This is a genomic window from Prevotella heparinolytica (assembly GCF_002998535.1).
GTDB lineage: Bacteria > Bacteroidota > Bacteroidia > Bacteroidales > Bacteroidaceae > Bacteroides > Bacteroides heparinolyticus.
On record NZ_CP027234.1, the window covers coordinates 3,550,400 to 3,573,497 of the forward strand.

Consider the following 23,098-nt stretch of genomic DNA (forward strand, 5'->3'; position numbering starts at 1 on the left):
AATGAAAAGACCCTTTATTCTTCTGCTTCTCCTGCTTACCCTGGGGCATTCCCATGGTCAGGAGCCCGGCACTCGCCGGGGTACGGACTCCGTCCGTGTCTATTTCCGTCAGGGCGAATCGACCCTCGACCCGCTTTTCCGGGAGAACGGTACGCGACTGCATGCCTTCACCGAACGTTTCCGAACCCTGCTTCAGGACCCCTCGCGTCGCATCCTCGGCCTGCGCGTCACGGCCGGGGCTTCCCCTGAAGGGAGCACGGTAATCAACCGCCGTCTCTCCGAGGAGAGGGCGGAAGCCATCCGAAGGTTAGTGTACGACTACTTCCCCCGTGAGGTGGGCTGGCTTGCCACCGTTCCCAAAGGCATCGACTGGGAAGGGCTGGAACGGCTGGTGGATGCCGACCACTCCATCCCCTACCGCTACGAGGTGCTGGAAATGCTCCGCCACACGCCCGAGTGGATTACGCAGGGAGGCGTCGTGACGGACGGGCGCAAGCACCGCCTGATGCTGATGAACGGAGGCTCCGTGTGGAGATACCTCGACAGGTGGTTCTTCCCCGAACTGCGCGCCTCCACCCTGCACGTGTGGTACGAGTCGGACAGACAGCCGGCCGCGGCGCGCGACACGCTCTATATCTCCCTGCCTGTCCGCGAGCCGGAGAGGCAGCGGGACACGGTGTACGTACCCGTGCCCGCCGGGGGGAACACGGCCGTCAACAACAGCTTCTACGGCACGGCGCCCGCCGCGCAGGACAGCCCGCTCCCCGCCCCGCGCAAGCCTTTCCACATGGCCGTGAAGACGAACCTGCTCTACGACGCCGTCGTGGTTCCCAACCTCGGGCTGGAGTTCTACTTGGGACGGGGCTGGTCCATAGCGGGCAACTGGATGTACACATGGATCAAGGATGACAACCGCTACCGCTACCACCGCGTCTACGGCGGCGACCTCGAGGTGCGGCGCTGGCTGAGCTACGGCCGCAAGCCGCTGACGGGGCACCACATGGGCGTCTACGGCCTGCTGCTGACCTACGACCTCGAATGGGGCGGCAAGGGCTACTTAGGCGACCGCTGGAGCTACGGAGGCGGCATCTCCTACGGCTACTCCGCGCCTGTCGGACGCCGTCTCAACCTCGACTTCACCCTCGGCATCGGCTATCTGGACGGGGAGTATTACGAGTACGTCCCGCAGGAGGGGCATTACGTGTGGAAAGCCACCAAGAAGAGGCGCTGGTTCGGCCCCACCAAGGCCGAGGTGTCATTGGTGTGGCTGCTGGGGCACGATAACGTAAACAAAAAGAAAGGAGGCAAACGATGAAAACGAAGGAAATGATGGAAACAATGAAGGCCGTGGCTGCCGCCGCCATACTGACGGCCTGCGCGGCGCTCGTCGCCGCATTCGTTGCCTGCACGCTCTGCTCGTGCGAGCACAAGGAGCTGGGCATACCCGCCGCAGAAGGGGCGCAGGTGAGCGTACGCTTCGACTGGAGCGGGGCTACGGGAGCCCAAGTCTCGGGAATGGCCCTCTGGCTCTTCCCCGAAGAGGGCGGGAAGCCCATCCCCTACGACTTCGACAACCCGCAGGGCGGAACCGTCACCGTTCCGTGGGGACGCTACCGGGCGCTCTACATCAACAACGACACAGAGACCATCCTGATGCGGGGGACGGAGAAGTACGCCACCTTCGAGCTGTACACACGCCCGAGCAGGCTGCTCGAACCGCTCAACCTCCCGGGGACGCTGCCCGAGGGTGCCAACCCGGCGGGCGAACCCGTGGTACTGGCTCCCGAAGCCGTGTGGGGAGGGAGCCGCACAGACATCGACCTGCAGCCCGGGGCGGAGACCTACACGCTGGTGCTGCCCGTCTACCCGCGGGTGTGCACTTACAGCTTCGAGCTGAAGGGGATAAAGAACCTGAAATACGCCTCTGCCGTGAGCGCCGCCTTCTCCGGAACGGCCGGCTCGCTCTTCCTTGGCGGGGATAAGCCCGCCGAAGGGCGGAGCATGGTTCCTTTTCCCGCGGCATCGGACGGCAAGGAGACGGTCACGGGCCGTACGTTCGTCTTCGGGGCATCCACGGGTACGGACACCTCGCGCGCCCTCACCCTCGTCTTCATCCTGGCCGACGGCAGCAAGCACTACTACCGCTTCGACGTGAGCGACCGGGTGAACAATGCGCCCGACAAACGCAACGTGCACATCCTGCTCGAGGGCCTCACGCTGCCCAAGCCCATCGTCAACGGAGGAGGGTTCCATCCCGACGTGGACGAGTGGGAGACGGAAAACGAAGAGCTGAAGATGTAAAAGATAAACAAGATCGTGATGCGGGCCTCCGGCCCGATAATAAGTGAATAAATAAATAATCAATCAACTAACTCTAAATGAATGAAAGTATGAAAACTATAAAGACAATGAGACAACTGTTCTGCGCGGGCCTCGCGCTTCTGGCGCTGGCCGCCTGCTCGCAGGACGAAACCACCCGGGCGGATCGAAGCGGTGCCATCGGCTTCCGCACCATGCTGGGAAAAGCCACCCGTGCCGTGACCACCAAGGCCAACATGGGTAAGTTCAACGTGACGGCCTTCCCCACCGGAGGGACCAACTACTTCACCAACTTGGAGGTGGCCTCGCCCGACAACGGAACCACCTGGAACACCGCTGCTACCTACTACTGGCCCGCAGGGACACTGAACTTCACGGCCTACGCACCGGTCGACATCAAAACGCTGGTGACCATCGACAAAGACGGGCAGAAGATAGCCGCCTACTCGCCCGTGCAGAAAGTGGCCGACCAGAAGGACATCGTGGTGGCCTTCAACGCCGGAGGCAAGACCACCTACGGAGCCACGGGCGTGCCGATGAACTTCAAGCATGCCCTCTCGCAGATAGAGGTGAAGGCCAAATGTACCAACGGCAACCTCAAGGTGAAGGTGATGGGCGTGAAGCTGGGAGCGGTCAACTCGAAGGCGGACTTCGCTTTCCCGCAGACGGAGACAGCCGCAGCTTACGTCGTACCTCGCGCCAATTGGTCGAACTTGTCCACTCCAAAGGACTATCTGGCCGAAGACGCTGCCGGCACCGGATTGACGCTGACTGCTGCTGCACAAAGCATCATGTTCGGTTCGGACAACTTCCTGATGATTCCCCAGCAGCTGGAGGCCTTCAGCAAGACCAAGCTCGGAGGGGCGTACATCGGTGTGTTCTGCCAGATCTCCAGCGACGACGGCGAGGGCAACCTCACGCAGATTTATCCGGGCGGAAATGCCAACGCCTACGCCTTTACTGCCGTGGGCATCGACACCGAGTGGCTGCCGGGCAAGAAGTACATCTATACGCTGACCTTCGGCGACGGCGGCGGTATCGTTCCGCCCAACCAGGAAAACCCGAACGACCCGACGATTACTCCTCCTACGCCTCCGACGCCTCCCAACCCGAGCACGCCGGGCGACCCCATCCTGGACAAGCCCATCAAGTTCACCGTTACCGTGGATAACTGGACAGACCAGTCGGAGAGCGTGAACATGTAAAGGCCGCGTGAGTAACCCGCATCACGAAACCGGGCGGAAAGGTCGGGACCGGAACGGACTTCTTCTTATCCGATGACCTTTGTGAGTCTTTCCGGGGAGGGCGCGGCGCAGGGAATGCGCGCAAGCCCTCCATACCTTTCCGTCCACGTAATATAGCGGTTAGTGGTCAGCGATGAGTGGCCGGCGGGCTGCGCCCTGCCAACCGTGAACAACTAATCACTAACTGCTAACCGTTAATCACTAACCACTAATCACTAACCGTTAATCACTAATCACTAATCATTAACGCCAAATAATATGGAAAAGAAACATTTCATGGGTATGCTTGCCGCGGGTGCGGCGGCATTGCTGTTCTCGACGCTTCCTGCCGGCTGCACGGACGGGCGGGATGAGATTCCCTCCCCGGGAGGGAGGATAGGGTTTGCGGTCGACCTCCGGAAAGATGGGGATGCGGCGCAGGCCGCACTGACAAAGGGTGCACAGACAAAAGGCGGTGCAACGCAGCCGGACACGCTGCCCGCCGTGAGCGTCATCGCCCTGGAAGATGACGGCTCCGGGCAGATGGAGCCGCTCTACCTGCACGCCGTGACTACGGACGGCATCGGGGACGACGCAACCCCGCAAACCGGCGGTGCACGTACCAAGGCCGCACCCGTGGACAATGCCACGATGTACGACGAGATGTGCGTCACGGCCTTCGTCTATCCGGTGGTGCAGAGCTGGCCGGCGGCCTTTACGGGCGGCAGCGCCACAAGCTACATGCGCACCGTCAGGGTGAAGAAGAGCGATGCCTGGAGCACCGAGTACCGCTGGCCGGGAGCTGCGCGCAGAATCTCCTTCTTCGCCGTGGCGCCCTACGACAGCCCGGGGCTGACAAGGCTGACCGACGGCTCGGGAAGCACGCTGCCCTACCTGAGCTATGCTGTGCCTGCCGATGTTGCCGACCAGAAAGACCTCTTGGTGGCTGCCTCGACCGACAAACCGGGGAACACGAACGCCGCCGAGCCGCTGACGATGAAGCATGCGCTGACGGCCGTGCGCTTCGTCACGGGCGACGACATGCTGGCCGGAACGGTATCGAAGATCACGCTGAAAGGCGTGCATAGTACGGGCAGGCTGCCCCTGCAGGCTTCGGCCGCATGGTATGATTTGGGCGGGGCGAGGGACTTCGCACAGACGTTCTCGCCCGAGGCCGTGGCGCCCGACCCGCAAGCGCCGGATACGCCTCTGACGCCCGAAACGGCCACTTTTATGATGCTGCCGCAAACGCTGCCTGCCGGGGCGAAGATAGAGGTGAGGTACACCGACGGCCTGACCAACACGCAGCGCACCCTTACGGCGAATATTGCCGGAAAGACCTGGCCCATGGGAAAGACGGTGACCTACCGCATCAGCACGAGCAGCATCGTGATTACATCCACATTGGAGGTGACACCGCCGGCTGACTACACCTACCAAGGGGGAAACGGCAGCTACACCGTGAAGAGCTACGCCTCCGTGTCGGGCGGAGGGAGCACGGCGAACGTGCCCATAGCCTGGGAAGTGGAATACTCCGAAGACGGGGTGAGCTGGAACAGCACCAAGCCCACATGGCTCACGACATTCACCGAAAGCGGCGCGGGCGGAACCTCGCCCTCTACATATACCGCCACCGTGGCGGCGCAGGTGAACAGCGCCCCGGCCGACCCGCACAACGAGGCGTTGAAAAACGCCGCACCGGTGAACGACGGGACAAACGCCGACATATACGACCTCTCCACCCACGACGGGCAGGGCAATACCGCCCCCATGCGTACGGCCAACTGCTACATAGTGAACGCCGCCGGGAGGTATAAATTACCACTGGTGTACGGAAACGCGGTGGATTACGTCAAGGTGCCCGGCACGGGGAAGAATACATCGGCATATATCGCCGGGGCAAGTGGCAGCAATATATTGAGTCCCTTTATCAACCACCGTGGATCAGGTATTACCGACCCGTATATTTACAACAATACCTATTGTACACCGGCAAGTTGCACGCTGGTTTGGCAAGACGAGCCGAACCTTGTTACGGACATATCCCTCTCTTCCGACGGGCACTACCTCGAGTTTACCGTGGGGCAGGCCACCATCCGGCAGGGCAACGCCGTAGTGGCGGTGCGCGACGCCTCGAACACCATACTTTGGAGCTGGCACATCTGGGTGACGGACTACAGGCCCGGCACAACGGGGACAACCACACCCGACAAGGAAATCACCAACCGCCAGGGTAAACCTTATAAGATTATGACCGTCAACCTCGGTTGGTGCGACGGAAAGGAGGAGACCTACGCCGAACGCACCGTGCAGGTGCGCTTCAAGCAAAAGCCTACGGCAGGATACACGCCGGCGGCGACAAAGACGTTTACCGTGAAGCAGAAAGCGCATACCTTTACAGAGCTTGGCAACAATACCTATTATCAGTGGGGGCGCAAAGACCCGTTCGTGGGGGGTATACTCGACGGCTCCACAACTAAGAATAAGACATGGTATGACGCCGATGGGAATGTTAAGACCAACCAGCTTCCTCCGACAGGCAGCTTCTCATACCAAAATGCCTGCATCACCTCAGGCATCACCAATCCTAATACGTTCTGTGTGAATTATTACATGGACAATAGATATTATAACCTTTGGAGCGCAGACAACAACACAATTTCCGCCAACGACAACCCTGTTGTTAAGACTATCTACGACCCTTGCCCCGCAGGTTACACAATGCCGCCAAGCAATGTCTACACCGGCTTCACTACAACCGGAAGCAATACAAGTACTTCCAGCCAATTCAATGTAAGCGGTGCTTGGAATCACGGTTGGAACTTCTATTGCGACCCAAGTAAGACCCAAACCGTCTTTTTCCCCGCTTCGGGCTATCGGTACGACAATTCCGCAGTGCCCTACAACGTGGGGAGCAACGCCTACTATTGGGCGGCGGGGCCGAACGGCACGTACTACGGGAGGTCCCTGAGCTTCTACCCGGGCAGCGTGTACCCGCTGGGCAACTACCATCGGTGCTACGGCTTCGGGGTGAGGGCGGCCCAAGAATAAAAAGGGAGCGAAGCGACCGCGTGGAATTCATTCACCTTTTATACTATCATAGCAGGCATGAGAGCATTGTCGCGGCGGGGCTGCCTGCCTCGCTATGGCGAGCATGGAGACGTCACCATAGCGAGGCAGGCAACGTCGCTATGGCGAGATAACCAACGTCGCCATAGTGAGGCAGGCAGCCTCATTATAGCGACATGGGCGGCGTCGATACGGCGAGAGAACACCACCCCTGCCGGAGGCCTCCCGACAGGGCATGTAAAGAATAAGGCGGTAATGCGCCGAACGAGAATCATATCATTAATCATCAAACATTTAAAACTTTGTAAAACATGAGTATCAGTTACAAATTGGTGCAGAAGAAGCACCCGACCAAGAAGAGTGAACCCGTCAAGTGGTATGCCGTGCCCAACAGCTCACGGCCGTTGGAGCAAAAAGCCCTGACCCGCGCGGCCACGGCAAACACCACCACCGCGCCCATCGAACTGGAGGCGGCCATAGAGCTGCTGGCGGCATTCATCCCCCAACAGTTGCAACAGGGCCACACGGTGAACGTGCCCGGAATGGGTACATTCCGCCTCACCTTCAAGAGCGACGGCGTGGAGGACATCGACAAGTTCAACGCCGGGCTGATGATAAAATCGCCCCGTGTGGTATTCACCCCCGCCAAAGAACTGAGAGACAAGATTCTGCACGGCCTTAGCTTCGAGAACGGCGGCGTGCTGGAAGCCGGCGTGAACTACGCCTCGCTGGCGGATTATCGCAAAGCGAAAGGACTGCCCACGCCTGCACCGGGCGGCACGGGCGGCAGTACTCCCGGCGGCTCGGGCGGCCAAGGAGAGAATCCGCTCGGTTAGCGGTTGGTTGCCGGTGGTGAGCGATTAGTGGGTGGTGAGTGAAAAACAGAAAGCCTCGAAGCCACACGGACAGCACTAATCGCTCACCGCTGACAACTCACCACTTATCACTAACCGCTCATCACTCATCACTAATCGCGCCATTATCCATGAAATCCTATCGAATCAGCAAAAGAATGCAGGAAGCGGCGGAATTCCGCAAAAACAGCCTTATAAACATCGACATGAAGGGAGAGGCGTTCACGGCCTACGACCGCTCGGCCCTGATATTGCACGCCATATACCCGCAACTGCCCCTCCGGCACGTGACCGGCGAAGACGGAAGGACACGGCCGATGGTGACGGACATCTCGCAGAAAATAGTCCTCGAGGTGTGCCGTAGGTATCGGATAGTAGAAGCTACGGCACATGTGATATCGAACGTGTTATTGTAGAATCCTTTTTCTCGTTTTATCCCATTATTACTTCCACGTTGTGTGTGCCCGGAAGGTGTTTCACCGTGTTGCCCTCTGCCGGCCGGCCATCGACGATGATTGTCCTGACTCCTTTGCAGACGCCGTCGGGATTCTTTACCGTGATGTGGTATTCCGCTCCCCGGAATTTGCGCTTTACGCTGAAACTCTTCCAATGGGCCGGGATGCAGGGATTGATTTCCAAGCCCTCGTAGGCAGGTTTGATGCCGAGGATGAACTGGGTGACGGCGTAATAGTTCCATGCGGCAGTTCCCGTCAGCCAACTGTTTTTGGCTTCGCCCGGACGGGCGGCATCCTTCCCCGCAATCATCTGCGAGTAGACGTACGGTTCTACCTTGTGCAGGGCGCTGCGCTCTTCCGTGTACGACGGGCATATCTTGCGGAAATACTCCCAAGCGCGGTCTCCACGACCTAATACGGTTTCGCCGATGATGATCCACGGGTTGTTGTGGCAGAAGATGCCTGCATTCTCTTTGTAGCCCGCAGGGTAAGTGGAGATTTCTCCATATTCGACCACGTATCTGGTGAAGGCGGGATTGTTGAGCACGATGCCGTGCTCGCAGTCCAGCCGTTCTTTCACGGCATCCAGCGCTTTCTGCACCATGCCCTCTTCCAGTCCGATGCCCGCCATGGAGCACCATCCTTGCGACTCGATGAAGATTTGTCCTTCCTCATTCTCCTTTGAGCCGACTTTGCGGCCGAAGTAGTCGTAGGCACGCAGATACCAATCGCCGTCCCAGCCATGTTTCTTCACGGCCTCCACCATGCTGTCTACGCAGGTTTGCGCCCGTGCGGCCTCCTCGTTGCAGCCTATGTGGCGGCATAGTTCCGCATAGTCGCGTCCGCACACCACAAACAGGCCGGCAATCATCAGCGATTCCGCCTTGGAACCTTCCGTCATGTTCTCCGTGGTTTGGAACGACTCGTTCGGATCCCACGAGAAACAGTTCAGGTTCAGGCAGTCGTTCCAGTCGGCACGGCCGATGAGGGGCAACATGTGCGGTCCCAGATTCTCAATGACATGGTTGAAGGATACGCGCAGGTGTTCGAAGAGCGACAGCTCGGAGCCTTCGCGGTTGTCGAACGGAACCTGCTCTTGCAGGATGCCGAAATCGCCTGTTTCCTTGATGTAGGCCACTGTGCCGAAGATGAGCCACATCGGGTCGTCGTTGAATCCGCCGCCGATGTCGTTGTTGCCGCGCTTCGTGAGCGGTTGGTATTGGTGGTAGCATCCGCCGTCGGGAAACTGGGTGGAAGCAATGTCGATGATTCGTTCGCGGGCGCGTTCCGGAATTTGGTGCACAAACCCCACGAGGTCTTGATTGGAATCGCGGAAACCCATGCCGCGTCCGATGCCGCTCTCGAAGAAGGAGGCGGAGCGGGACATATTGAAAGTGACCATGCACTGATATTGGTTCCAGATGTTGACCATGCGGTCCAGCTTCTCTTCGTGGGACTTCACCACGTAGACGTCCAGCAGCCTGTCCCAATAAGCTTTCAGTTCGGCAAAGGCGGCATCTACCTTGGCTGTGGTGTCCAGTGCCGAAATCATGGCTTCGGCTTTGCTCTTGTTGATAAGCGCGCCACTCGATACGCTTTGCAGTATAGGGTTGTGGTGGGCGGTCTTCTCTTCGTTGCTTTCAAACTTTTCGTCCTGCCCGTTCTCTACGTAGCCCAGCAAGAAGATGTAGTCGCGACTTTCGCCCGGTTTCAACTCTGCCTCGATGTAATGCGAAGCCACGGGACTCCAACCGTGAGCTATGCTGTTGCCGGCCTTGCCTTCGCTCACTTTTTCGGGCAGGCTGAATTCGTTGTACAGTCCGATAAACGTTTCGCGATCGGTATCGAAACCGTCGACGGGAGCATTGACGCTATAAAAAGCATAGTGGTTGCGGCGTTCTTTGTACTCCGTTTTATGATAGATGACCGAGCCGTCTACCTCCACCTCTCCGGTGGAGAAGTTGCGCTGGAAGTTCTCCATGTCCGTGGCCGCATTCCATAAGCACCATTCGGCAAAGGAGAACAGTTTGATGCGCTTCGTCTGTCGGGTGAGGTTTTTCAGTGTCAGCTTTTGCACCTCCCCCCATGTCTTGAGGGGAACGAAGAACAGCAGGCAGGCTTCGATGCCGTTCTTTGCTCCGCTGATGCGGGTATAGCTCATGCCGTGGCGGCATTCGTAGCTGTCGAGCGGTGTTTTGCAAGGTTTCCATCCCGGCGACCATACGGTGCCGCCGTCGTTGATGTAGAAGTAACGCCCGCCGTTATCCATCGGCACGCTGTTGTAGCGATAGCGGGTGATGCGGCGGAACTTGGCATCTTTGTAGAAAGAATAGCCGCCGGCGGTGTTGGAGATGAGCGAGAAGAAATCCTCGTTGCCCAAATAGTTGATCCATGGCCAGGGAGTCTTGGGGTCGGTGATGACGTATTCGCGGTTCTGGTCGTCGAAATATCCGAATCTTTTGTTTTCCATACGTTTGCGGTAGGGGTTGATGAAACAATCTGTGTACCTTTAAATCTTGTTTGCCGTTTCCTCCGGAAGCAGACGCAAACCAATGCCGGACAAAGCCCCGGCAGGCTCTTGTGCTTTCCGGAAGGTAAAGCGGTTCAAATTTATAAACTTTTCTCCGATTGCCCCAAGTTGCCGGAGGGCTTTTTCCGGCTTCAAGAGCTTCTGTATCAGAAAAAGATAAAAAAATACAGACGAATCCGGCAGGGTTGCTCTATCTTTGCGATAGACCAACCCTATACCACCTCCGTATCTGCTCCGTACTTATAGGATACGGAGGTGGCAGGGAGGTGATATGGGCCGGCTTCGAAATCTCCCTGAGAATGTTCCGGAACGATGTCTATTGGGAGAACTTTAAATAGAAATGACTGCTATGGGACACTTGTTTGCCTTGCTGATGCTTTGCGCTGCTTCACTTTCTCTTTCCGCCCAATCCGTTCGCGAACGCATATTGCTGGACGACGGCTGGCAGTTTGCTTTCGGCAATGCCGCTTCTTCGCAGAAGGATTTCGGTTGCGGAACGGAATATTTCAACTATCTGACAAAAGCGGCTTCTATCCATAATGAAGGCCCTTATTCTTTGAAGTTCGATGCCGCCAAATGGGGTGTGGAATGGAAGAGTGTCGACCTGCCGCACGATTGGGCGGTGGACTTGCCTTATGCAGCCGAAGCCAGCCACAGCCACGGTTATAAGACGGTGGGTTATAAATATCCCGAAACCGGCGTGGGGTGGTATCGGAAGACCATCACCATTCCCGAAGAAGACCTTGGAAAGCATCTCTATCTTCAGTTCGACGGCATTTTCCGTGATGCCCGTGTCTGGATAAACGGCTTCTATCTGGGACACGAGCCGAGCGGTTATGCCACACAGACGTATGACATCACGGAATACCTGAACTATGGCGGTGAGAATCTGATAACCGTCCGCGCCGACGCTACGCTCGAAGAGGGGTGGTTTTATGAAGGGGCGGGCATCTACCGGCATGTGTGGCTCAACAAAACGGCTCCTTTGCATGTGGCTCCTTTCGGGACGTTTGTGCATAGCAAGCTTTCTCCCGCTTTTGACAAGGCCGTGCTGACGATAGAAACAACGGTGGAGAATTCAGGAATAGAAGCGGGAACATATCGCCTTTGCCACGTCCTTCAAGATGCCGAAGGCAAGGTAGTTGCGCGTTGTGAAACCGATGGAGGGCAGGTGTTGCCAAAGGAGCGGAAGCTCAGCATAGGCAAGATGGAATTGGATGACCCCGCTCTTTGGAGTGTGGATACACCTTATTTATATACATTGCAGACAGAGGTGTATCAGAGTGGCCGTCAGGTAGATGCGTTCGTCACTGCAACCGGCATCCGCGAGGTGCGTTTCGATGCCGACAAAGGCTTTCTTCTCAACGGTGAGCCTTTGAAGCTGAAAGGCGTGAATATGCACCAAGACCATCCCGGAGTGGGAACGGGACTTCCCGATGCCTTGCAGGTGTACCGCCTCAGGCAGTTGAAGGCTTTGGGATGCAACGCCTATCGTTCGTCCCACAATCCGATGACACCCGAAATGCTGGATGCGTGTGACAGGATGGGCATTCTTGTCATTGAGGAGAACCGCCTGACGGGAGTCAACGAAGAACACATCCGCCTGTTGAGGCGCATGATGGAGCGTGACCGCAACCATCCTTGCATCATCCTTTGGAGCGTGGGCAACGAAGAATGGGGCATCGAATGGGAAGAGAGCGGAACACGCATTGCGGCTTCAATGCGTGAGTATTGCCACCGCTTCGACCCTACGCGCCCGATGACGGTTGCATCGAGCAGCGGCCCTTCTATTCTGATTCCCGCCGATGTGGCCGGTTACAATTATATCCTCCAACATCCCGTGGAGCAGCACCGCAAGGACTATCCGCAACGGCGGGCGCTCGGTTCGGAAGAAACCACGGGTTGCGGCACGCGAGGCATCTATTTCGATGCTCACGACCGAGGGCACATGATGGCCCATAACCGCAAGCCAAACGGGCCGGACAGTCTGCTGAATTGCATTGAGCGGGGCTGGAAGTTCTACGACGAACGTCCATATCTGGCCGGCCTTTTCTATTGGACCGGGTTCGACTATCGCGGAGAGCCTAATCCCATGAAGTTTCCGGCCACGGGGTCGCAGTTCGGCCTGTTGGATTACTGCGGATTCCCCAAAGATGAAGCCTACTATCTGAAATCTTGGTGGACGGACGAACCGGTATTGCACATTCTGCCCCATTGGAATCTGCACGGACATGAGGGGGATAGTATCGACGTGTGGGTATATAGCAACTGCGACGAAGTGGAACTGGCTGTGAACGGTAAAAGTATGGGGCGCAAACCGATGGAGAAAAACGGACACCTTGCTTGGAAAGCCGTTTATCGTCCCGGTGCGGTGAAAGCCGTGGGCTACAAAAACGGCAGGAAGATGTTGACGGAAAAGGTTGAAACTGCCGATGCCGCGAATCGTATTTCCATTACGGCCGACCGTACGGTTATCCGGGCAGATAAACGGGATGTAGCCGTTATTCGTGTAGAGTTGCAGGACAAGAAGAAACGTTTTGTGCCCACTGCCTGCGATGAGTTGGCGATTACCGTTGCCGGCCCGGTACGCATTCTTGGTGTGGGCAATGGCGACCCTGCCTATCAGGATGCAGAACGTCCTATGGATGCTTCTGCCCGTACTTTTCAGGTGAAGGCCTTTAACGGGCTTGCCCAAATTCTGTTGCAAAGTACCGGCGAGGCGGGAGAAGCCGTGTTGACAGTCGGTGCGGAGCATATACCTGCCGCATCCTTCGTGCTGAAGGTGCAGGAATAAGCGGATTCTGAGAGGAATGCTGCATGAATATATAACAAATTCTCCATCTGAAAGAAACAAATAATGCTGTCCGGTATTGTAAGTAATGGCTATCTTTGCAATACCTTAGATTTTTGTAACGGCAAGCGAGAACCGGAATATAAATGATACAAGATTAACCTGTAGTCATGATGGAGAACCAAAGTTATATAATGCGAGAGATTACGCCCCTATCCGAGCGTGATTGTTTTTACATAGCCGATCGGCATAAAACGGAATTCACTTATCCCATTCATTGCCATGCCGAGTACGAACTGAACTTCACGGAGCATGCCTCCGGTGTGCGCAGGGTAGTGGGCGATTCGGCTGAAATCATCGGAGATTATGATTTGGTACTGATTACCGGCAAGGAATTGGAGCATGTGTGGGAGCAACACGAATGTACTTCTAAGGACATCCGGGAGATTACGATACAGTTTTCTTCGAATCTCTTCTTCGGGAACTTTATCAATAAGAGTCAGTTCGACAGTATCCGTCAAATGTTGGAGCGTGCTCAATGCGGTCTTTGTTTCCCCATGCAGGCCATCATGAAAGTGTACAATTGGCTGGACAAACTGGCTTCTGAAGAACAAGGGTTTTATGCGGTGATGAGTTTCTTGCGTATTCTCTACGAGCTGTCGCTGTATAGTGATGCACGGATGTTGTCTTCGTCTTCCTTTGCCAAAATAGAGACTTTCTCCGATAGCCGTCGCGTGCAGAAAGTGCAGAAGTATATCGCCGAGCATTATCAGGAGGAAGTACGGCTGAATACGTTGGCAGACATGGTGGGTATGACACCCGTTTCCTTCAGTCGTTTCTTTAGGCTGCGTACCGGTAAGACGCTTTCTGACTATCTTATAGATTTCCGTTTGGGCTTTGCCACTCGTATGTTGGTCGATTCCACCCGTACCATTGCCGAGATTTGCTATGATTGCGGATTTAATAATCTTTCCAACTTCAACAGGATGTTCAAGCGGAAAAAAGGATGCTCCCCGAAAGAGTTTCGTGAGAATTATAGAAAGAAGAAGATGGTAATATGATAAAATAGTATCGTTTTCCTTTATTGCAGATTAGTATCTTTGCAATTAGAAAGATTTGATATTATGAAAAGAATTTGTCTGTTTTTACTGTCTCTCTTCTGTGGGCTGACTATTATTGCGCAGATACGTGGCAATGAAATTCGTGTGGTGGTTTCACCCGATCGTACCGACTGGACTTATAGGCTGAATGAGAAGTGTACGTTTACTGTCAGGGTGATAAAGGCCCGGAATCTTTTGTCTGATGTAAGGATCGACTACGAGCTGGGGCCGGAGATGTATCCCACCGAGGCAAAAAAGGATGTGTTGCTGAAAGACGGCACACTGAAACTTCAAGGAGTGATGAAAACTTCCGGTTTCTTTCGTTGTAAAGTCAAAGCACATGTGGGCGGATGCACTTACGAAGGCATGGCGACTGCAGCTTATGCCCCCGAACAGTTACGGCCGGTTGCCGAACTCCCTGCCGACTTCCGCGATTATTGGGCAAATACCCTGAAACAGGCGCGCAACACTCCGCTGGAGCCTGTGATGACTTTACTTCCCGAACGTTGTACGATGACAGATAATGTCTATCAGGTGAGTTTCCGCACCAAGGAGTGGGGAGGCCGTTTTTACGGTGTCCTCAGCATCCCTAAGAAAGAGGGGAAATATCCGGCATTGCTGCGTGTGCCCGGTGCGGGTGTGCGCCCCTATATGGGCGATACCTATACCGCTCCCGGAAAAGTGATAACACTGGAAGTAGGGATTCACGGCATTCCCGTGACGATGGAGCAATCGGTGTATGATGCGCTGGCAAGCGGCGCGTTGAATAATTACTGGACTTTCTGTCGCGACAATAAAGATTCCTTTTACTATAACCGTGTGACTGTGGGCGTTTTGCGTGCAGTGGATTTTATATGCTCTCTGCCGCAATATAACGGACAGGCTTTAGGTGTCACAGGTGCCAGCCAGGGAGGCGCTTTGTCCGTGATAGCTGCCGCTCTCGATTCACGTGTCACTTTTTTGGCCGTTGTTCATCCTGCTTTGTGCGACCATGAGGCTTCCCTCCAAAAACGTGCTTGTGGATGGCCTCATTATTTCTATTATGGAGGTGCTCCCGATGTGAAAGAACTCGAAACGGTTCGTTATTATGATACGGCGAATTTTGCCCGTTTGTTGACTGTGCCTGCTTGGTTCAGTTGGGGATATAATGATGATGTCTGTCCTCCTACCTCCATGTATGCCGCCTATAATGTGGTTTCGTCTTCGAAAGAACTCCATCCTTATCTTGAAACCGGTCATTACTGGTATCAGGAGCAGTGGGACGAGTGGCTGGAGTGGTTGCGAAAAAAACTTCTTGCATTATGATATTAATGATGTCTTGGCAATCTGTACGAGAAGATGAGAATGCGGAAGCAGATATAAAACAGAATCAATAGAAAGTGTATATGAATAAAAATAATCGCATGAAGAAGATAACTAATCAAGACAGCATTCATTCTTTTCTCTGTGAGAGAAGAAAGAGACGAGGGGTAGGAGGAGCTTTGTCTTTTCTCTTTCTCCTGTTGTTCTCGTGTACTCCCCGACATACGGAACATTCGTTTATTACGGTCAGTCCCGATGGACAGTTTGTCCGCAACGGAAAGCCCTATTATTTCATTGGTGCCAACTTCTGGTACGGTGCCATTCTTGGCTCGGAAGGCGAAGGCGGAAATCGAGAGCGTTTGCACAAAGAACTGGATTTCTTGAAAAGCATCGGCGTGGACAACCTCCGCGTATTGGTGGGAGCCGATGGTGAAAACGGCGTGAAGACACGGGTAGAACCCTCTTTGCAAACAGCTCCCGGCGTCTACAACGATACTGTTTTAGCCGGACTGGATTATTTCATGAATGAATTGCGCAAACGCGACATGACAGCCGTTCTTTATTTGAACAATTCGTGGGAATGGAGCGGAGGTTATTCCGTTTACCTGCAGTGGACGGGGCACGGAGATGCCGTGGTGCCTGCCATAGATGGATGGCCCGCCTATATGGAATATGTAAAGCAGTTTCCGCAGTCGGACAGTGCGAAGGCCTTGTTTGCCAATCACGTCAAGTATATTGTGACAAGAACAAATAGGTATAATCAGATAAGATATGTGGATGATCCCACCATCATGTCTTGGCAGATTGGCAACGAGCCTCGCGCTTTTGCCGAGGAAAACAAAGAAACTTTTGCGCATTGGATGGCCGATGTGGCTGCACAAATCAAGTCGCTCGATCCGAACCACATGGTGTCTTCGGGCAGTGAAGGCGCTTGGGGATGCGAGAACGACATCGCGCTTTTCGGAAAAATCCATGCGGACTCCAATATTGATTATCTTAATATTCACATCTGGCCGTATAATTGGGGATGGGTGAAGGCGGACAGTCTGGCGGAACTTCTTCCGCGTGCCAAAGAAAATACCAAGAAATACATAGACGAACACATGACTGTCGCCCGAAAACTCCATAAACCGATAGTGCTTGAGGAATTCGGCTTTCCGCGTGACGGTTTCCGGTTCTCTAAAGAAGTGCCGACTACGGCACGTGACGAGTATTATCGTTACGTGTTCGACCTCATCCGTCAAGACCGTGAAAGCGGCGGCCTGTTTGCCGGATGCAACTTCTGGGCATGGGGAGGTTTTGCCGAACAGAATCCCGGACATGTGTTTTGGGAAAAAGGAGATGATTATACCGGTGATCCGGCACAAGAGGAGCAAGGGCTGAACTCTGTTTTTGCTACGGATAGTACTATTGAAATAATCAAAGAGGAAAACCAAAAATTGAAATACAATGAAAAATAGTTGGATAATTGTCGTGGCGGTATGCTGGCTGATGCTCTTTATAGGATAAGGAATATTCCATTGAAGTCATCAAGGCAATTCGTGCCATAGAGCCTGAGGCGGTTATTCTTGTGGGTAGTCCGCATTGGGATCAAGATATACATCTGGCTGCGGACGACCCTATCACCGGATACAAGAACATCATGTACACACTTCATTTTTATGCCAACACCCATGGGCAATGGCTACGCGACAGAGCTGATTATGCCATGTCCGAGGGGCTTCCCGTTTTCGTTTCCGAATGTGCGGGTATGGAAGCCAGCGGAGATGGCCCTCTAAATCCTGAAGAATGGCGGAATTGGTTGGATTGGATGCAACGGCATTCCATCAGCTGGGTGGCGTGGTCTGTTTCCGATAAAGATGAAACTTGTTCCATGCTCTATCCTACGGCCTCTTCGGAAGGAAGCTGGGAAGAGAGAGATTTGAAAGAGTGGGGACGTATGGTGCGTGATGAACTGAAGAAATGACGCTTGCCCGTTCACGCTAAATCAATCATTCTTTTGCTCTATTGCCAAAAACTTGCTTTGAAAAGACGGGTTTCGGCTATAACCGCTTTGTGTAAAGTGCCGGATGGGGCGTTTCTGAAAGTGAAATAATAACGGATGTTAAAGAAGTATCATTATGTGATAAAATAATGTCTGTTTGTCTCAGGCTGAAAATTTACATTTGTATTCGCGAAGGAAAGTGAAATAAAACTCATCATATACTGTTTAACGAACCATTAACAAAATGAAAAATGCCTATGAGAAAGGAATAATAAATATTCACCAGCCTTATTTAATAAGGACTATTTATTTCTCAAGAATAGTTTAACCTTATATAAAAACATTTGTTGCCGATGTGGCAACGCCAATTCATTAACTAAGAAAGATACAAGTATGAATTTTAATTTCAGAAAAACAGCGCTGCTCGTAGGGGTATGTTCGACTTTGGGATTCGGCTATACTCCACAACTTTTCGCCGCGTCGATTGATGTAATCGAAGCTGTGCAGCAAGCGAAAAAAATCACAGGTACTGTAACAGATGCAATGGGGCCGGTTATCGGTGCCAATGTTTTGGAAAAAGGTACGACTAATGGTGTTATTACGGATATTGACGGCAAGTTTACATTGAATGTTCAGCCGGGAGCTGTTATTGTCGTTTCTTTTATCGGTTATCAATCACAAGAAATAGTGGTAGGTAATCAGGCTAACTTCGATATCCGGTTGAAAGAAGATTCCGAATTGTTGGACGAGGTAGTCGTGGTGGGTTACGGCGTACAGAAAAAGAAGCTGGTGACGGGTGCTACGGTTGAAGTGAAAGGAGAGGATATTGCAAAATTGAATACGACTCAGGCTTTGGGGGCTTTGCAGAGCCAGTCTCCCGGTGTGAATATTCAAGCTGTTTCCGGTCAGCCGGGTGATGGTTTTAAAGTAACCATTCGTGGTGCCGGTACGAATAGCGATACCAAACCCCTTTATATCATCGATGGCGTGGGAGGCGATATCAATAACCTGAACCCTGCCGACATTGAGCGTATAGACGTGTTGAAGGATGCCGCTTCGTGTGCCATTTATGGTTCTGCCGCCGCCAATGGCGTAATCTTGGTGACAACCAAACAGGGCAAAGAAGGCAAAATTCAGGTAAGCTACGATGGTAATATCGGTTGGCAAAATGTCTATAAGTTGCCTGATATGCTGAATGCCAAACAGTATATGGAGATACAGAACTTGGTTCGTTTCAATAGTGGCGTGGATGCGCACGATTGGTCTCGGTTTGTAGATGCCGACTTGTTGGCTGCTTATCAAAGTGGTGCGAACGAGGGAACGAATTGGGTTGAGGCTATTCGCAACAAGAATGCCGTTACCACCAGCCATTCACTGAATATCACTTCCGGTACCGATCGCACTAAGTTTTCTTCCGGTGTGGGTTATCAATATCAAGATGGTGTATTTGGCAATATGGCGAAATCCGATTATCGTCGTTTCACTTTGCGCATGAATGCCGAGCATGTAATTTACCGTAACGATGCGGGGCTCGATGTAGTGAAGATCGGTCAGAATCTTTACTATCAGCACTCTCAAAGACAAGGCCTTGACAACGGAAATCAATATGGAAATATGTTGTCGAATATGTTGCGGGCCAACCCATTGATTCCTATTTATAACAAAGACGGTGCATACTTCGGTTATGAGGATTTGAAGAAATCGGGTAAGGAAGGCTGGTTTAATTTTAATTCTTACACAACCAATCCTATTGCTTCGATGATGAACGGACAAAGTGCCAATAATAAAAGTATCAGCTACGGACTTAACGTTAGCGGTTGGTTGGAAATACAACCCGTCAAAGGGTTGACCTATCGCGGTCAGTTAAACTACAATCAAAGCTCATGGTCATGGCGCAGCTATCTTCCCGCTTACAAGCTGAATGATCAAGGCGACAGTCGTTCCATCGACCAAGCCACCAACCAGATAGGACAAGGTTGGGGATGGAGCACCACCAATACATTGAATTATAAGTTCAATGTAGGCAGACACGATTTTGATGTATTGGCCGGGACCGAATACGGCGAATCGCGTCCCAACTACGGATTCTCATTGAATGCTACGGCTACTAATTCGGTATTTGGTGACTTGAAACACGCCTATATGAGTTTCATGAAGAACAATACGGCATTGGCTACCGTATCGGGAAGTCCGTATGGTGACTCTCGCGGCATGTCTTACTTTGGCCGTTTGAACTACAACTTCAACGAAACCTATATGTTCAGTGCCATTATCCGTGCCGATGGTTCTTCAATCTTCGCACCGGGCAAGCGTTGGGGCTACTTCCCCTCATTCTCTGCCGGATGGGTGGTTTCGAACGAAAAGTTTATGGAAAAAGCACAAGACTGGCTCAATTTCCTGAAGATTCGTGCCGGATGGGGACAAAACGGTAATAAGAATGCTGTTGATAACTTTGCTTATCAGGCAACATTCGGTTACAATGCAAAGACCAATTACTCGTTCGGAAATAATAAGGATGGTTATACTTCGGGTGCCGCTCCTACTCGTTTGGCCAATGCCGATATAACTTGGGAAACTTCCGAACAGATTAATATGGGCCTCGACGCCCGTTTCTTGAACAGTCGTTTGGGCGTTACTTTCGATTGGTATCAAAAGACCACTAAAGATTTGTTACTGCTGGTTCCCGTAACACCCACTACCGGATTCTCGGAACAGCTGAAAAACGCAGGTACGGTTCGCAACCGTGGTGTAGAACTTGCTCTTAACTGGAATGACCATGTGGGTAAAGACTTTACTTATGGTATAAACTGGAACATTGCCTACAACCAGAATGAGGTGACCAAAGTAAATAGTACCCGCAAGTATAACAATGGAGGGCTTGACAATCTTGCGCAAGGAACCGGCTATATGGCACGCTTCGAGGAAGGACATCCCATAGGTTACTTCTGGGGTTATAAGACCGACGGTGTTATTCAGAATCAAGAAGATTTGGCTGCATACGTAGCAGGATTGAAAGATAAAAACGCTGCCAACTCGCTGCAAGGTAATACGCTGAAACCCGGTGACCTGAAATTTGTGGATGTGAATGGAGACGGTGTTATCAATGCCGACGACAAGACCGATTTGGGTAATCCTCATCCCGATGTGACGATGGGACTCAGCCTTAACTTCGGATACAAGGGCTTCGACCTCTCTGTGACAAGTTTCGCTGCATTGGGACAACAAGTGGCCCGTTCTTATCGTAAGTTCACCGACGGCGAACAAGAAAATTACACCACCGAGGTTTATCAGTATTGGAATGGCGAGGGTACTTCAAATAGATATCCTTTGCTGGCCCGTATGAATGAAGGCGTGAATTGGCAGTCTATTTCTGACATTTACGTGGAAAATGCAGACTACTTCCGATTGCAAAATCTGACTTTGGGTTACGACTTTAAGCGTATTTGGAAGAATTGTCCGTTCCAGCAGTTACGGGTGTATGCTGCAGCGCAAAACCTCTTCACCATTACCGGCTATAAGGGAATGGATCCGGAGAACGGCCGTGCTCTTAGCAGCAAAGAACCTTGGCTGACCGGTGTCGATGTAGGCAACTATCCTACTCCTCGTACCTATATGTTTGGTGTTAATGTTAAATTCTAAAACTGATTATATATGAAAAATATAACCTACTTATTCGCTTCGGCTTGTGTTGCACTTGGATTGGCCTCTTGCGACATCGACAATGTGGAGAATATGGGTGAGCTTTCCACAGAGAACTTCCCCGTGTCCGAAGCCGACGGTATTGCAGCCTTGGCAGGTGTCTATCAAAACTTGAATGCCACGCATGCGTATCCGCAGGAGTCATTTATATACTATGCGCAACTGGCCAGCGACGATGCGCTTGGCGGTGGCGGAACCAATGATAAACTGATGCAGGCCATGGACTTGATTACGAACTATAATGCCGACATGACTAACAATTTCTGGGTGTTGCGTTATGAAGGTATTAACCGGGCTAACACATTGATTACTGCTTTGCCGAACACGGCTATGGATGAAGAGATAAAGAAGCAATTCCTGGGTGAGGCCCTCTTCCTGCGCGCTTACTATCACTTCGATTTGGCAAGCATGTATGGCAATGTGCCTTTGATGACTGTTCCTTCAGGCGAACTGGTGACACAAGGTGATGTGGCGGTGCTTTACGGACAGATGTTGCAGGATTTGCGTGATGCCGTTGAGATGATGTCTGCCACACGTAAGACTGACGGGCACGTAGACAAGTACACGGCAGAGGCTTTGATGGCTCGTATTTTCTTATTCTACACCGGTATGTACGGCAACGGAACTGATATGGCCGCTTTGACCAGCACTACTTACAAACCGCTTACTTCGGTGGCATTGCCCGATGGCACGACGCTGACCAAAGAGAACGTTATAGCCTATGTAGACGATTGTGTGAACAACTCCGGTTATGAACTTGTATCCGATTTCCGCAACCTCTGGGCTTATACCAACCGCTATACGGTGGAAGATTATAATTATACCAAGGGGAAAGGTCTGAAATGGGCAGAGGACGATAATGCCGCTAATCCCGAATCGATGTTCGCCATCAAGTTCAATAAGTTGGCCGACTGGCAAACTACCATCGGTTATGGCAACGGTGTTGCTCTGCACATGGGTGTGCGCGGTGGTCAGTCTTATGATAAGACTTTCCCCTTCGGGCAAGGTTGGGGGGCAGGCCCTGTGGCTCCCAATTTGGTGAACGACTGGAAAAGTGCCGACCGTGATGAGAAAGATATCCGTCGCGAAGCCACTATTGTGGATTGGTCGAAAAGCACCACTTATGTAAAGGGCGGTTGGGCAGACTTCGTGCAGGAAACCGACTATTATTCTAAGAAGTGGTCGCCGATTTCTGCTATAAACGATGGTTCGCAGGAGAATTTGATTCCGGTAAAAGACAATCCGTATGTGTGCTGCTTTGAGAATCTGATGTATGGTGCTTCGGGATGGACTCAAGGAGCCAACAATATGCAGCTTAACAACATCCATGACTTGGTTTTGATTCGCTTTGCCGATGTATTGTTGATGCAGAGCGAGCTGAAAGAGGATGTGGCGGGCATCAATCGCGTGCGTGCACGGGCCGGACTCGCCCCCATTGCTTCTTACTCGCTCGAGGCCTTGCAGAACGAACGTCGTTGGGAATTGGCTCTCGAAGGTATTCGTTGGAATGATATCCGTCGTTGGCATATTGCAGCCGAGGCACTTTCCAAACAAGATAATCAGCCGGTTTATTATTGCGGTCAGCCCGATAAGAATACGGCCCACAATGGAGGATATGCGGTTCGTTATAAGGCTACGGCCGGTTTCCAAAAGATGCCCGAAAGCCAAGTTGCCATCGGAAGCGTTGTGCAGAATGAGGGTTGGACGGGTGCCGATAGCGAGTACACCGGATGGAAATAGAACCCGACCGAATGTTTAATCTTAATAAGCAA

14 protein-coding genes and 1 pseudogene are annotated in these 23,098 nt (G+C 52.8%); 14 read left to right on the forward strand and 1 reads right to left on the reverse strand.

What is annotated here, in order from left to right; translation table 11 throughout:
• Position 1 precedes the first annotated feature (1 nt).
• From C3V43_RS14485 to C3V43_RS14510, 7 genes are all read left to right on the forward strand, one after another.
• Positions 2–1,315 carry a DUF3575 domain-containing protein gene (locus C3V43_RS14485; protein WP_106070345.1) on the forward strand — a complete coding sequence of 438 codons (1,314 nt, stop codon included), beginning with the start codon at positions 2–4 and terminating at the stop codon, positions 1,313–1,315.
• Positions 1,312–2,301: a DUF5119 domain-containing protein gene (locus C3V43_RS14490; RefSeq protein WP_106068717.1), complete on the forward strand. Its 990-nt coding sequence runs from the start codon at positions 1,312–1,314 to the stop codon at positions 2,299–2,301. The genes C3V43_RS14485 and C3V43_RS14490 overlap by 4 nt, the downstream gene beginning before the upstream one ends.
• 89 nt (positions 2,302–2,390) lie before the next feature.
• On the forward strand, positions 2,391–3,524 hold the full coding sequence (locus tag C3V43_RS14495; RefSeq protein ID WP_235655861.1) for a fimbrillin family protein: 1,134 nt from the start codon (positions 2,391–2,393) through the stop codon (positions 3,522–3,524).
• Positions 3,525–3,821: 297 nt separating this feature from the next.
• Complete coding sequence (locus C3V43_RS14500) at positions 3,822–6,593, forward strand: fimbrillin family protein (protein ID WP_106070346.1); 2,772 nt, start codon at positions 3,822–3,824, stop codon at positions 6,591–6,593.
• 57 nt (positions 6,594–6,650) lie between these two features.
• Entirely contained in the window at positions 6,651–6,926 is a 276-nt protein-coding gene (locus C3V43_RS14715) for a hypothetical protein (protein WP_129588773.1), read from the forward strand.
• Complete coding sequence (locus C3V43_RS14505) at positions 6,923–7,447, forward strand: HU family DNA-binding protein (RefSeq protein WP_106070347.1); 525 nt, start codon at positions 6,923–6,925, stop codon at positions 7,445–7,447. The genes C3V43_RS14715 and C3V43_RS14505 overlap by 4 nt, the downstream gene beginning before the upstream one ends.
• A 149-nt stretch (positions 7,448–7,596) precedes the next feature.
• On the forward strand, positions 7,597–7,881 hold the full coding sequence (locus tag C3V43_RS14510; protein WP_129588774.1) for a hypothetical protein: 285 nt from the start codon (positions 7,597–7,599) through the stop codon (positions 7,879–7,881).
• Positions 7,882–7,897: 16 nt separating this feature from the next.
• On the opposite strand, the gene C3V43_RS14515 is transcribed toward C3V43_RS14510, so the two are convergent.
• Positions 7,898–10,390 (reverse strand): glycoside hydrolase family 94 protein, encoded by a 2,493-nt coding sequence (locus tag C3V43_RS14515; protein WP_106070349.1) that lies wholly within the window; start codon positions 10,388–10,390, stop codon positions 7,898–7,900.
• Between the two features lie 409 nt (positions 10,391–10,799).
• On the opposite strand from C3V43_RS14515, the gene galA reads away from it, so the two are divergent.
• From galA to C3V43_RS14550, 7 genes and pseudogenes are all read left to right on the forward strand, one after another.
• A complete protein-coding gene (gene galA, locus C3V43_RS14520; RefSeq protein ID WP_106070350.1) occupies positions 10,800–13,244 on the forward strand; it encodes a beta-galactosidase GalA in 2,445 nt (814 codons plus the stop codon).
• A gap of 170 nt (positions 13,245–13,414) precedes the next feature.
• The gene (locus tag C3V43_RS14525) at positions 13,415–14,302 is read left to right on the forward strand and encodes an AraC family transcriptional regulator (protein ID WP_164996267.1); all 888 of its coding nucleotides are present in this window, start codon (positions 13,415–13,417) and stop codon (positions 14,300–14,302) included.
• A 63-nt stretch (positions 14,303–14,365) separates the two neighbouring features.
• Positions 14,366–15,646: an acetylxylan esterase gene (locus C3V43_RS14530; RefSeq protein WP_106070352.1), complete on the forward strand. Its 1,281-nt coding sequence runs from the start codon at positions 14,366–14,368 to the stop codon at positions 15,644–15,646.
• An 80-nt stretch (positions 15,647–15,726) separates the two neighbouring features.
• Positions 15,727–17,103, forward strand: coding sequence for a glycoside hydrolase 5 family protein (locus C3V43_RS14535; RefSeq protein WP_394336144.1), 1,377 nt, complete (start codon positions 15,727–15,729; stop codon positions 17,101–17,103).
• A 47-nt stretch (positions 17,104–17,150) separates the two neighbouring features.
• Positions 17,151–17,609 (forward strand): annotated as a pseudogene (locus C3V43_RS14540) (cellulase family glycosylhydrolase); the annotation flags it as partial.
• A gap of 411 nt (positions 17,610–18,020) precedes the next feature.
• Positions 18,021–21,266: a SusC/RagA family TonB-linked outer membrane protein gene (locus C3V43_RS14545; protein ID WP_106070353.1), complete on the forward strand. Its 3,246-nt coding sequence runs from the start codon at positions 18,021–18,023 to the stop codon at positions 21,264–21,266.
• A gap of 12 nt (positions 21,267–21,278) precedes the next feature.
• A complete protein-coding gene (locus tag C3V43_RS14550; RefSeq protein ID WP_106070354.1) occupies positions 21,279–23,066 on the forward strand; it encodes a RagB/SusD family nutrient uptake outer membrane protein in 1,788 nt (595 codons plus the stop codon).
• Positions 23,067–23,098 lie beyond the last annotated feature (32 nt).